Source organism: Sphingopyxis sp. (assembly GCF_036261875.1).
Taxonomy (GTDB): domain Bacteria; phylum Pseudomonadota; class Alphaproteobacteria; order Sphingomonadales; family Sphingomonadaceae; genus Sphingopyxis.
Map to the genome: position 1 here is coordinate 69,201 of NZ_DATAJZ010000013.1, position 12,412 is coordinate 81,612.

The window sequence follows — 12,412 nt, forward strand, 5'->3', positions numbered from 1 at the left end:
CATGGTCGCGATCGTTTCAACCGCCGCCTATCTCGGCATCGAAGCGCGCGGGGTCGAGGTGCAGTGCCAGATCACGCCTGGCCTGCCGCGCTTCGTCGTCGTCGGTCTGCCCGACAAGGCGGTCGGCGAAAGCCGCGAGCGGGTGCGCGCCGCGATCGCCGCGATCGGGCTCGCGCTGCCGCCTAAGGTGATCACGGTCAACCTGTCGCCCGCCGACCTGCCCAAGGAAGGCTCGCACTACGACCTGCCGATCGCGCTTGCGCTGCTCGGCGCGATGGGGGTGATCGACCCCGAAACGCTCGCCTCCTATGTCGTCGTCGGCGAGCTCGGCCTCGACGGGCGCGTCGCGCCGTCGCCCGGCGTGCTGCTCGCCGCGATCCACGCGGGCAGCGTCCAGCGCGGGCTGATCTGTCCGGCCGCTCAGGGATCGGAGGCGGCGTGGGCGGGGCATGTCGAGGTGATCGGCGCGCCCGACCTGCTGGCGCTGCTCGGCCATTTCAAGGGCCACGCGATCCTGCCGCCGCCGTCGCCGGGCGAGGTCGAGGCGCCGGTGCGCACGGCGGACCTCGCGCAGGTGAAAGGGCAGGAGGCCGCGAAGCGCGCGCTCGAAATCGCCGCGGCGGGCGCGCATAATCTGCTGATGTCGGGCCCGCCGGGCTCGGGCAAGTCGCTGATGGCGGCGTGTATGCCGGGCATATTGCCCGATCTGACGCCCGCCGAAGCGCTGGAGGTATCGATGATCGCGTCGGTCGCAGGCGGGCTCGAGGGCGGGCGGCTCGTTCGCGCGCGGCCGTTCCGGGCGCCCCATCATTCGGCATCGATGCCCGCGCTCGTCGGCGGCGGGCTGCGCGTGCGGCCCGGTGAGGTCAGCCTCGCGCATCTCGGCGTCTTGTTCCTCGACGAGCTTCCCGAATTTCAGCGCGGGGTGCTCGACAGCCTGCGCCAGCCGCTCGAAACCGGCGAGGTCAGCGTCGCGCGCGCCAACGCGCATGTCACCTTTCCGGCGCGGGTGCAGCTCGTCGCGGCGATGAACCCGTGCCGCTGCGGCCATCTCGACGACCCGGCGCTCGCGTGCAGCCGCGCCCCGCGCTGCGCCGCCGACTATCAGGCGAAATTGTCGGGGCCGTTGCTCGACCGCATCGACCTGCATGTCGAGGTGGAGGCGGTGAGCGCCGCCGACCTCGTCCTGCCGCCGCCCGCCGAAGGCAGCGCCGAGGTCGCGGCGCGCGTCGCGGCGGCGCGCAGGGTCCAGACCGAACGCTATGCCGGGCACAAGGCGCGCACCAATGCCGAGATCGACGGCGAGTTGATGGAGGCGGTCGCGACCCCCGACGAGCCGGGGCGGCAATTGCTGGCGCAGGCCGCCGCGGCGATGCGGCTCTCGGCGCGGGGCTATACGCGGATGCTGCGCGTCGCGCGCACCATCGCCGACCTTGCGGGGGCGGAGGCGGTCGGGCGCATCCATATCGCCGAGGCGCTGAGCTATCGGCGGCAGGCGCCGCGGAATTGAAGGGAGAGCGATGATGAAGACGCTTTTCCTGCCGGGAGCGGCGGGCAGCGCACAATTTTGGAAGCCTGCCGCCGCCTGTGCGGGATTGGACGGAGTGTTTTTCGGATGGCCGGGCCTCGGCGACGAGCCGCATCGTCCCGACGTGAACGGGATCGGCGATCTCGTCTCGCTGGTGCTGGACCGGATGGAGGAACCCGTGAACATCGTCGCGCAGTCGATGGGAGGCGTCGTCGCGATGCAGGCCGTGCTTGCCCGACCGGAGAAAATCCATCGGCTTGTGCTGGCGGTCACGTCGGGCGGCGTGCCGATGAGCGATCTGGGCGGCATCGACTGGCGCGCCAATTATCGCCGGCGCTTCCCCTATGCGGCGCGCTGGAGCGCCGACCCCGTTCCCGATCTGTCGGACCGGTTGCCATCGGTCGCGGTGCCAACGCTGTTGCTCTGGGGCGACAGCGATCCGATCAGCCCTGTAGCGGTCGGCGAGCGCTTGCAGGCACTGCTGCCCCAATCGACGCTGCACGTTATTCCCGGCGCTGATCATGATCTTGCTATCGACCATGCAGCGCGTGTCGGCCTGCTCATCAAGGACCATCTGTCGACTGGGACGGTGAGGGCGGAAAGCCCGTAATTCGAATAACGGCAATTGAATGCTGGCCTCGCTATTCTTGCGGGAGCCGGGTGCAAATGAGGAGAAGGCGAAGATGTCGAAACCGATCAAGGGATCGTGCCTTTGCGGGACGGTGTCGTTCGCGATCGAGGGCAAGATCGGTCCGGTCGGACAATGCCATTGCTCGAAATGCCGGAAGGTGTCGGGGACCGACGGCAATGCCGTCTTCTATACGTCGGTGCATAGCTTCCGCTGGCTGAGCGGCGAGGCGAATATCGCCAGCTTCCGGGTGCCGGAAAGCGATGGCTGGACGTCCAGCTTCTGCCGGACATGCGGAAGCCCCACGCCGCATACGGACCCTGAGGAGAAAATCTATTTCGTGCCCGCGGGCCTGCTCGACGACGATCCGGGATTTAGGGGCTATGCCGCGCATATCTTCGTCGGATCGAAGGCGCCGTGGGTCTGTATCACCGACGACGCGCCGCAATATGTCGAGGGCTTCGGGTCGCCGATGGTGGAGCGGGAGCGTGCGTGAGCGCGGAGCATTCGCCCCGTCCTTTCGTCCTTCCCGCGAAAGCGGGAATCCAGCTTCCTTCTTTATCACCTCTTCGCGCCTTTGCGCCTTTGCGTGAGATTTTCAAAAGACTCACGCAAAGGCGCAAAGGCGCGAAGAAGAAAAAGCTGGATTCCCGCTTTCGCGGGAATGACGAGGGTTCGGTGTTAGGGCGGGGTGCTTCTCCGCGGTAAAGATTTCCCAAGATATTGGTGCGATAGGGGGCGCATGACTGCCGGGGGAGCTCTTCTGACGAACGTGTGCGGCCGGCTCGCGCTCGGCTTCGCGGTACTCGTCGCCCTACTGCTGGGCGGTCCGGCGCAGGCCGAGACGCTGACGATCGATCGCCAGCTCTGCCATGCGCAAAGCGGCGTGAGCGCTCCCGACGCCGGCCTCGCCGCCCTCCGCTTTTCCTGCACTGGCACCCCCGCCGGCTATCATGCCGCGAGCCTGTGGCTGCGAACCGATCCGGCGCGGTTTCCGATCGCGCGCAGCGACCTGGCGCTGCTGGTCCACCAGTCGCGTTTCGATCGGCTGGCGGTCGCTTTCACCTATGCCGACGGTGGGGTCCGCTGGCAGGAGGTGCGGCAGGGCGACTATGGATCGCACTGGCGTGCCGGCGGGCAGATCGTGTTCGAAGCGCCCGAGCGCGGCGTACCGCTGACCGGGGTGACGCTGCGCTTCGACCGGCTCGCGAGCCTTGGCCTGCTGCACGCGCGGCTGATCCCGAAAACCGATGCCGTCGTCCAGTCGACGGGGATGGCGGTCGCGGTCGGCGCCGCGCTGACCTTGCTGCTCGTCAGCGCGATCTACAGCCTGTCGCTCGCGGTGGCGGTGCGCCGCCAATATCTGGCTTGGCAGGCGGGCTGGTCGGCGGTCATGCTGCTCTGGGGCGCGGTCTGGTCGCAGGCGCATCTCGGCCTGTTTCCGGGGCTTGCGGGCACGGTGTCGGCGCAGCTCGGAACCTTTCTCGCCTGCCTCGCGATCGCCATCGCGACCGCGAGCGCGGTGCTGGCGGTCGCGCCCGAGCTCGTGTCGCGGCGCCTGCGCGCCGCCGCGCTGCTGCTTGGCGGCTTCCTCGGCCTCGTCGGCGTGCCGCTGGCGCTGATCCGCAGCGAGAAGCTGACCCTATGGGGCGACATGCTGGCGCTGGTCATTCTCGCCGACCTGCTCGCGGTTGCCGCCTATCTGGGGCTGGCGTGGCGCCGCGGCTCGGTGGAGGCGCGCGACTTCCTCGCCGCCTGGTGCCTGCCGATGGCGGTGCTCGCCTTTGTCCATATCGTCGATGTCGACGACGGGCTGTGGGGCGGCGGGTCGAAGATCATGGTGCTGCTCGCCGCGACGTGGCAGGCGCTGTGGCTTTCGGCCTCGGCGACGCGGCGGCTCGCGCTGCTGCGGGTCGAGCGCGACCGCGCCCGTGCGGCCGAGGCCTTTGCCCAGCAACTGGCGGCGCGCGACCCGCTGACCGGGCTGCTCAACCGGCGCGGCTTCATCGACAGCGTGACGCCGCTGCTCGACCGCGCCCATGCCGACGATCTGGCGGCGGCGCTGCTCGTCGTCGACATCGACCGCTTCAAGGCGATCAACGATGTCCACGGTCACGACATCGGCGATGCGGTATTGTGCGAGGTCGCGCGCCGGATCGAGCGATGGGAAGGGCCGATGTGCACCGTCGCGCGGCTGGGCGGCGAAGAGTTCGGCCTGCTCAGCGTCGGGATGGAGGGGCTGGTCCTCGCGCGCTTCGCCGAAAGCGTGCGGCGCGGCATCGCCGCCTGCGACCATAGCGCGGTGATCGGCGAGGGGACGGTGACCGCCAGCATCGGCGTCGCCGAGGTGCGACCCGCGAGCGATTTCCAGAAACTCTACCGGCTGGCCGACGAAGCGCTCTACGACGCCAAGCGCGCCGGGCGCGACTGCGTCGTCGTGCAGCGCTATTTCACCGACGTCGCGGGTGCGGCCGGGGGTGGCGAGGCGGCGATGCTGTCGAGCTGAGGCTCCCCGCCCGGCGGCCGGGAACGATGCGCGCTGCCCCGCGTATCGCAGGACGCAGGAGAAACGCCATGCTCGACTTTATCGACAGTGCCGACGACGTGATCGCCGTCCGGGTTGCGGACCGGATCGGCGGCGATGAACTTGACACGATCATGGACCGTCTCGACGGCGCGATGGCGCGGTACGACAAGGTGCATGTCTTCGTCGAGACGCGATCGATCGACGGGATCGAGATCGCGGGGCTTGGCGCCTATATGGCGCGGGCGATGCCGCTGCTCGGCAAGCTCGACCGTTTCGGGCGGGTCGCGGCGGTTGCCGAGCAGGCGTGGATCCGCGCCGTCACCAGGATCGAAAGCGCGGTCCTGCCGCACATCAGCTATCGCGTCTTCGAGCCCGAGGACCGCGACGCGGCCTTCGCTTGGGTTACCGGCGGCGCGTAAGCGCCGGGCCGGGTCAGAGGCCGACCGACTTGTTCTCGACCACTTCGAGCGGCGGCGGGGCCTTTGCGGCACCGGCGCCGGCACGGCGGTGGCTGAGCTTGCCTTCGACCTTGCCGCCGTTCTCGATCGTGATGTTTTCGTAGAAGACGTCGCCGGTGATCCGCGCGCTGGCGTGGACGATCAGCGTCTTGGCCTCGATCGATCCGTCGACGAGCCCCGCGAGCTTCGCGGTCTCGGCGATGACCGCGCCCTTGATCTCGCTCGCCTCGCCCTGGACGAGGTTCGCGCATTTGAGGTCGCCCTCGATCTTGCCGTCGACGTGCAGATCGACGCTGGCGGCGACATTGCCGGTGATCGCGACGTCCGACCCGATGATCGAGAAGGTGGTATGGCGCGCGCCGGTCGCCATCTTAGCGGGCACCGCGGCCGGCGGGGGCGGCGGAAGCGAGGGCGCCGACTCGCTGTCGGGCGTCGGCTTTGACTTCAAGAACATCGGCTTTGGCCTCCAGGAAGCGGCGCGGATTGACCGCGACGCCGTTCAGACGGACTTCGAAATGCAGATGGCTGCCGGTCGAGCGGCCGGTCGAGCCCATCTTGGCGATCTGCTGGCCCGCGGCGACCTGCGCGCCGACCTGCGTCGTGAAGCCTGACAGATGGGCGTAGCGGGTCAGGATGCCCTGGCCGTGGTCGACCTCGACGACATTGCCGTATCCCGACCTCTGTCCGACGAAGGTGACGCGGCCGGGCGCGGCGGCGAGGATCGGGGTGCCGAGCGGGCCGGGGAAATCGAGCCCCGAATGCATCGCGCCCGCGCCGGTGAACGGATCGCTGCGATAGCCATAGCTCGACGAGAGCATCAGCACATGCGCGGGCTGGCCCGAGGGAATCGCGACCAGCGTGCGTTCGAGCACTTCCATGCGGAACAGCGCGCCTTCGAGCGCCGCGAAGCTCTTGCCGAGCGCGCTGGCCTGACCGGTGCGGCCGCGGAAGGGAATGAAGGGACCGCCGCGCCCGGCCGCGGCGTTGCGGACGAGGCCGGCCGGATCGAGCCCGAGCTGCGCGACCGCGACCTCGGCCTTGGCGGCGCGCGCCTTGACCGCCGCGAGCAGATGCGCCGAAAAGGCTTCCTGGCGCGCTTCGAGGCGAGCGAGCGCCTGCGCCTCGGGGGGCAGGCGCGGGTCGATGGCGCTGGTTTCGAGCGGTTTGTCGGCGGTTTCACCGGCTGTCGCCCCGGTCTTGGCGTCGGCGGGCAGCGGCTCGTCGCCGAAATAATCCTTCTTCCACTCCTCAAGCTGGCCCTGCCGCTCGTCGAGGTCGGCGGCGATCTCGGCGACGCGGTCGCGGTATTTGGCGATGCGCGCTTCGCCCGCGGCGGCGGCGGCCTGCTTGGCGGCGACCTCGGCGCGCTCGCCCGAGGTGAGTATCTGGTTGACGAACACCGCCAGCGTCACCCCCGCCCAGGCGAAGAGGACGAGCCCGGCGATCAGCGCGACGCGCTTTTGCCAGACCGCGCTGATGCGCAGGAAACGCACATGGCCGTGCGTGCGAATGAAGATTTCATGGTCCTGGAACAGCGCCGAAAAGCGCTGGCGCCAATGGCGCAGACCCGTCGATTGCGAAGACAAGCTACGACCCCGTCTTGTTGTTTTTGTGGAGCCCTCCGCCCCGACTTGGCGGCGCGTGTAACAGGGTGCGGGGGTGGGAGCGAATCTTTGGGAGGCGAGTCGCGCCGAATCGAAACCGACTCGCGGTGAACGGTGTCAGGGGCACGAAACGCTGCCATTTTGGCGGGAAATGGCGCCGCGAATCGGCTGTTTTACATGGGCGCGACAGTGCAGGAGATCCGTCATTGCTTCGTCGCTGCGCTCCTCGCAATGACCCAAAGCGATGCCGCAATATTATTGACGGCTTGCTTACCATTTCCGCCTAAGGGGGGCCTGTGAATCCTATGCCCGATATCGTGTCGCCCGAAGGGGCGCGGTCTGTCGAAGCCGTCGGCTCATCGCAGGCGAAGCGGCCGCGTTCGGCGGTCAGCGCCGGGGTAGGGATCGTCGGTCTGATCGGTCTCTTCACCTATCTGCTCGCCGCGCGTCACGCGCCCGCCATCGCAGGCTGGCTGGGGATCGACTGGGGGCAGCGCGGGCCGATGAACGGGCCCAATTCGGCGATCGCCAGCGTTCTCGCCTGTGGCATCCCGATGGTGCTGTGGTCGGTCTTCATCGACAAGGTGCACCGCAATCCGTCGACGGGAATCGACTGGTCGCTGCGCCGTCCGTGGCGCGAGACGATCGACATCAGCCTGACCAAGCTCGCCGGCCTGTGGGCGACCTGGGCGCTGATCGCGGGCTTCTATCTCACCATGCGCTATTATTGGGAAGGCAGCTACGCCTTCTCGATGGACCTGCTCGAACGCGTTGCGCCGTGGCTGTTGCTCGTCTCGATCCCCTATATGCTCTGGCTCGACCGCCGCATGGTCGAGCCGCGCGACGGCTGCTACCAGTTCGGCCGCTGGCTGACGGCGCCCAAGAATCGAAATGGCGGAAGGCCGGTCGACGGCCGCGCGATCGCGCATCATTTCCGCGCCTGGGCGGTGAAGGGCTTCTTCACCGCTTTCATGCTGTCGATCGTGCCGGGCAATTTCGCGGCGCTCGTCTCGGTGTCGATGAACGAAGTTCTCGCCAATCCCTATATGACGAGCCTGTGGACGATCAATCTGCTCTATCTCGTCGACGTCCATATCGCGACCGTGGGCTATATATTGACGATGAAGCCGCTCGATTCGCACATCCGCACCGCGAATCCCTATTTCATGAGCTGGATCGCGGCGCTCGTCTGCTATCCGCCCTTCATCCTGATGAGCGGCGGCCCGCTCGACTATCAGGTGAACGGCGCCGACTGGGGCTATTGGCTGCAGGGCCACGACCATCTGATGATGCTGTGGGGCGCGGTGCTGGTCGCGCTGGTCGCGGTCTATGCCTGGGCGACGATGGCGTTCGGCATCCGCTTCTCCAACCTCACGCATCGCGGCGTGCTCACCCACGGCCCTTACCGGCTGACGCGCCACCCCGCCTATGTGTCGAAGAATCTGAGCTGGTGGGTCGGCTCGATGCCCTTCCTCGTCACTGCGGGCGGTTGGACCGAGGGGCTGCGCAACACGTTGCTGCTCGCGGCGGTCAGCGGCATCTATTACTGGCGCGCCAAGACGGAGGAGAAGCATCTCCTCGCCGATCCCGCCTATGTCGCTTACTGGAACTGGGCGCAGGGGAATGCGCTGGTGCCGCGGCTGTTCGCGAAGCTGAGCGGGCGCGACCGGCCGTTGATCCGGCTCGAACCCGATCCGCGCGTGGGGCCGGTGGCGTGATCCTCTTCTCCCCTCCCGCCTGCGGGAGGGAGAGATGCGCGTTCAGAAACTCAACTCACCATAGATCTTCGACAGATCGTGGCCCCACGGCCCCTCGTAGCGGTCGAGCAGGTCGTGCGCGGGGGATTTGCCGCTCGCGGCGATGCGGCGCAGCGGTTCGAGGAAGCCGACTTCGTTATCGCCCATCGAATTGACCTCGCCGCGCGCCGCGAGGCCCGCCGCGGCAATGTCGAGGACGCGATGCGCGAGGTCGCCTACGGTGCCGCCGCCGGGTGCCGGTGCGCAGAGCCCGTCGCGCGGCACCGCGTCGCGCAGCGCCTGCTGCTCGGCGATGCTCCAGCCCTTGACGAGATCCCAGGCGGCGTCGAGCGCGCCCTGGTCGTAGAGCAGGCCCACCCACAGCGCGGGAAGCGCGCAGATGCGGTTCCACGGGCCGCCGTCGGCGCCGCGCATTTCGAGGAAGCTCTTGAGCCGCACCTCCGGGAAAGCGGTCGAGAGATGGTCGGTCCAGTCGGACATCCGCGGCAGCTCGCCGGGAAGCGCGGGAAGCTCGCCCTTCAGGAAGGTGCGGAAGCTCTGTCCCGCGGCGTCGATATATTTTCCATCGCGAAAGACGAAATACATCGGCACGTCGAGCATATAATCGACATAGCGGTCGTAGCCGAAGCCGTCCTCGAACACGAAGGGCAGCATTCCGGTGCGCGCCGGGTCGGTGTCGGTCCAGATGTGGCTGCGGTACGACATATAGCCGTTCGGTCTGCCGTCGGTGAAGGGCGAGGCGGCGAACAGCGCGGTGGCGAGCGGCTGCAACGCCAGGCTGACGCGGAATTTCTGCACCATGTCGGCCTCGCTCGCATAGTCGAGGTTGGTCTGGATCGTGCAGGTCCTGAGCATCATGTCGAGCCCCATCGTGCCGACGCGCGGCATATGGTCGAGCATGATCTTGTAGCGCCCCTTGGGCATCCGCGGCAGCTCGTCGCGGCTCTTGTCGGGCCACATGCCGAGCCCGAGGAAGCCGAGGCCGAGCTCGGCGCCGATTTCCTTGACCTGTTTCAGGTGGCGGCCGGTCTCGGCGCAGGTCTGATGCAGATTTTCGAGCGGCGCCCCCGACAGTTCGAGCTGCCCCGCGGGTTCGAGGCTGATCGCGCCGTCGCTGCCCGACAGCGCGATGACATTCCCGCCCTCATAGACCGGTTCCCAGCCGAAGCGGGTGAGCGCCATCAGCAGGTCGCGGATGCCGCCGGGTTCGTCATAGGAGGGCGCGCGGTGATCGGCGGTGCGATAGACGAATTTCTCGTGCTCGGTGCCGATGCGCCAGCGCTCGCGGGGCTTTTCGCCCTTGGCCATGGGGGCCGCGAGCTGGTCGCGGCTTTCGATGATGGGATCGTTTTGATCTGAAACCGTCCGCGTGCTCATGGCCGAGCATTTAGGGAGCGCCGCGCCGTCTGACCAGAGGGTGATTGCATCAGCCTTGCAGAGTGTTCGCGGCCCAGTCGCCATGCAGGCCCATCCACAGTCCGACCGCAGTGATCGCGGCGGTTTCGGCGCGCAGGATGCGCGGCCCGAGCGACATGCGGCGCACGGCGGGAACGGCGAGCAGCGCCGCGCGCTCGCGGTCGGTGAAGCCGCCTTCGGGGCCGGTGAGGATCGCGGCGGGCGCGGGGGCGTCGAGGCCGGCCAGCGGCGCGCCGCCTTCCTCGTCGGCGAACAGCAGCGCGCGGCCGGCGGGCCAGTCCTTCAGCAGATGCGGCAGCTTTACCGGCTCGGCGAGTTCGGGGAGCGCGGTGCGGCCGCATTGCTCGCACGCCTCGACGATCTGCGCCTCGATCCGCTCGCGCTTGACCCGCTCGACGATCGTCCGCTCGGTGATCACCGGCTGCAGCCGCGCGATGCCGAGTTCGGTCGCTTTCTCGATGATCCAGTCGAGCCGCGCTTTTTTGACCGGCGCGAAGCAGAGCCAGAGGTCGGGCACCGCCTCGCGCTCGCGTGTCCGGCGCTCGATCCGCACCGTCAGCGATTTTTTGCCCGCGTCGGCGACGACGCCGAGCCACTCGCCGCTGCGATCGTCGAAGAGCAGCAGCGGATCGCCGGACTTCAGTCGCATGACGTTGAGCAGGTAATGCGCCGCCGCCCCCTCGATGACCGGAGCGGCGTCGGGGCCGAGCGGGAGGTCGGTGAACAGGCGGGGCGTGCTGGCGGGTGGCCAGGCGGGGATCGCGGGCATGGCCCGGCGATAGCAGACCGCCCGCCGCTGCGCACCTGTTGGCGTACGGCGGCCCGTCTGTCCCGATTCGGGTCATAAGTTCCGAAACCGGACCCGCACCCCGAAGGCGTTTAGCGATTTGGTAAGCAGTTTCCCCCTAGTGCGAGGATAGCAGTCGCGCATCTGGGTGGGTGGCGCCTCTGGCTAGAGGGGTTTTAGGCCATGCGAGGGACCATTTTCGGCCGTCTCAGGACGGTGACCTCAAATCATCTTCGTCGCGATCGGTGCGGCAAGCCGCTGCGCCATCCGAAGGAGCGGGGTCTGACCGGCCGATCTGCCTCGCAAGCCTTGTCTGACCGAATCTGAACGCGAACCGTGGACACTAGCCGCAAGGAGGGGGCAATATGGCGATCTTGTGCAAAACCATTCATGCCCTGAGGGCGGTTGGAACATTTGGCAGGACGCTGCGGAAAAACCGCAAGGGTACGGCCGTCCTGGAGTTCGCCCTGATCGGACCCGCGTTCATCGCGCTCCTACTGGCGATCCTGTACACCATGCTGATCTATCTGGCGCAGCAAATGCTGGAGACCGCAGCCGAGAGCTCGGGGCGTCTGCTGCTGACCGGCATCGCGCAAACGACCACGCAGGCCAACGGAACCGTCGGCATGTCGGCGAGCGACTTCAAGAATGCCATCTGCAACGGCGCCTCCGGCACCAATGCCAGCGGCCAGGCCGTCACCATTCCTCCGCTGTTGCCGCCGATGCTGTCCTGCTCCCGGCTGACGGTGAATGTTTCCGTCGCGACCAGTTACAACGTGGCCAGCACCTCCGCGCCGACCTTCACCTATGACAGCAACGGCATTCTGGTTTCGACGGGTTCGGGCTATAATTACCAGTCGAACGGCAGCGGCAAGAACCGCATCATCGTCCTCCAGCTCATCTATCTGTGGCCGACGGGCAAGGGGCCGCTGGGGCTGAACCTGATCAACGAGCCCAACGCCAATCGCAAGCTGGTGGCGACGTCGGTTTTCACGACCGAGGATTATTCATGCAACGCATCGCAAACCTCATGCTGAGGCGTTTCGCACGGAATGCGCGCGGCGCGGTCATCGTGGAATTCGCTTTCGCGCTGCCGGTGCTCATCCTGCTGTACACGGGCGGAGTCTATCTGTCGGACATGGTTTCCTGCAAGCGCAAGGTGACCGTCGCGACCCGTTCGCTGGTCGACCTCGTCAGCCGGACCATGTCCCCCGCGATCATCTATAACGACCCGAAAAGCGCCAACGCGAAATCGCAACTCAGCGCCAGTGCCGTCATCTTGGCACCCTATAAGCTCGACAAGGCGAACGAGCAGATTTCGCTGATTCGGGTCTGCGACGCCACCCATGCCTATGTCGTCTGGACGCAGGCCCAGACGCAGAATGTCGACGGCAGCGTCGTCACGGCCGCGACCTCCAGTCACTCGGCCGGCACGCTTCCCGAAAACAAGACGCAGTCGGTCGCCAACATCGTCGAGATTCCGAGCGAGATGGTCACCTCCGCGATGATCCCGGCTTCGCCGGACGGCTCGAACATATGCGGAAATCTCGCTCCGGGCACCAGCACCAAGACCCAGGTCGGAACGGCCGGCGGTTGGCTGTTCATGGGCAAGATCAGCTACAGCTACACGCCGTTCATCAGCTTCCTCCCGCTCGCGAACACGACGCTGACCGACACGATCTACATGGTTCCCCGTCTCTACTAGGT

At 67.4% G+C, this 12,412-nt stretch carries 12 protein-coding genes; 8 read left to right on the plus strand and 4 right to left on the minus strand.

The features are described 5' to 3' along the window. The first annotated feature begins 1 nt into the window (after window position 1). From VHO04_RS07290 to VHO04_RS07310, 5 genes are all read left to right on the plus strand, one after another. Window positions 2–1,510 carry a YifB family Mg chelatase-like AAA ATPase gene (locus VHO04_RS07290; protein ID WP_329627697.1) on the plus strand — a complete coding sequence of 503 codons (1,509 nt, stop codon included), beginning with the start codon at window positions 2–4 and terminating at the stop codon, window positions 1,508–1,510. A 10-nt stretch (window positions 1,511–1,520) separates the two neighbouring features. Beyond that, window positions 1,521–2,138 carry an alpha/beta fold hydrolase gene (locus VHO04_RS07295; RefSeq protein WP_329627698.1) on the plus strand — a complete coding sequence of 206 codons (618 nt, stop codon included), beginning with the start codon at window positions 1,521–1,523 and terminating at the stop codon, window positions 2,136–2,138. A gap of 73 nt (window positions 2,139–2,211) precedes the next feature. Beyond that, window positions 2,212–2,652 (plus strand): GFA family protein, encoded by a 441-nt coding sequence (locus VHO04_RS07300; protein WP_329627699.1) that lies wholly within the window; start codon window positions 2,212–2,214, stop codon window positions 2,650–2,652. Between the two features lie 246 nt (window positions 2,653–2,898). Continuing rightward, entirely contained in the window at window positions 2,899–4,662 is a 1,764-nt protein-coding gene (locus VHO04_RS07305; RefSeq protein WP_329627700.1) for a GGDEF domain-containing protein, read from the plus strand. Window positions 4,663–4,730: 68 nt separating this feature from the next. Continuing rightward, window positions 4,731–5,102: an STAS/SEC14 domain-containing protein gene (locus VHO04_RS07310; RefSeq protein ID WP_329627701.1), complete on the plus strand. Its 372-nt coding sequence runs from the start codon at window positions 4,731–4,733 to the stop codon at window positions 5,100–5,102. Window positions 5,103–5,115: 13 nt separating this feature from the next. On the opposite strand, the gene VHO04_RS07315 is transcribed toward VHO04_RS07310, so the two are convergent. Together VHO04_RS07315 and VHO04_RS07320 are read right to left on the minus strand one after the other, a co-directional pair. Then, window positions 5,116–5,511 carry a bactofilin family protein gene (locus tag VHO04_RS07315; RefSeq protein ID WP_297662543.1) on the minus strand — a complete coding sequence of 132 codons (396 nt, stop codon included), beginning with the start codon at window positions 5,509–5,511 and terminating at the stop codon, window positions 5,116–5,118. A gap of 1 nt (window position 5,512) precedes the next feature. Further along, window positions 5,513–6,727: a M23 family metallopeptidase gene (locus VHO04_RS07320; protein ID WP_329627702.1), complete on the minus strand. Its 1,215-nt coding sequence runs from the start codon at window positions 6,725–6,727 to the stop codon at window positions 5,513–5,515. A 323-nt stretch (window positions 6,728–7,050) separates the two neighbouring features. Here VHO04_RS07320 and VHO04_RS07325 point away from each other — a divergent pair, with 323 nt between their 5' ends. Further along, entirely contained in the window at window positions 7,051–8,463 is a 1,413-nt protein-coding gene (locus VHO04_RS07325; RefSeq protein WP_414713092.1) for a methyltransferase family protein, read from the plus strand. Window positions 8,464–8,505: 42 nt separating this feature from the next. Here the strand turns inward: VHO04_RS07325 and VHO04_RS07330 are convergent, their stop codons facing one another. Both VHO04_RS07330 and VHO04_RS07335 read right to left on the minus strand, forming a co-directional pair. Next, window positions 8,506–9,879 (minus strand): glutamate--cysteine ligase, encoded by a 1,374-nt coding sequence (locus VHO04_RS07330; RefSeq protein ID WP_329627704.1) that lies wholly within the window; start codon window positions 9,877–9,879, stop codon window positions 8,506–8,508. A gap of 49 nt (window positions 9,880–9,928) precedes the next feature. After that, entirely contained in the window at window positions 9,929–10,687 is a 759-nt protein-coding gene (locus tag VHO04_RS07335) for a 16S rRNA (uracil(1498)-N(3))-methyltransferase (protein WP_329627705.1), read from the minus strand. Between the two features lie 383 nt (window positions 10,688–11,070). Here VHO04_RS07335 and VHO04_RS07340 point away from each other — a divergent pair, with 383 nt between their 5' ends. Together VHO04_RS07340 and VHO04_RS07345 are read left to right on the plus strand one after the other, a co-directional pair. After that, entirely contained in the window at window positions 11,071–11,742 is a 672-nt protein-coding gene (locus VHO04_RS07340; RefSeq protein ID WP_329627706.1) for a TadE/TadG family type IV pilus assembly protein, read from the plus strand. Continuing rightward, on the plus strand, window positions 11,715–12,410 hold the full coding sequence (locus VHO04_RS07345) for a TadE/TadG family type IV pilus assembly protein (protein WP_329627707.1): 696 nt from the start codon (window positions 11,715–11,717) through the stop codon (window positions 12,408–12,410). Before VHO04_RS07340 ends, VHO04_RS07345 begins: the two co-directional genes overlap by 28 nt. The last annotated feature ends 2 nt before the right edge of the window (window positions 12,411–12,412 follow it).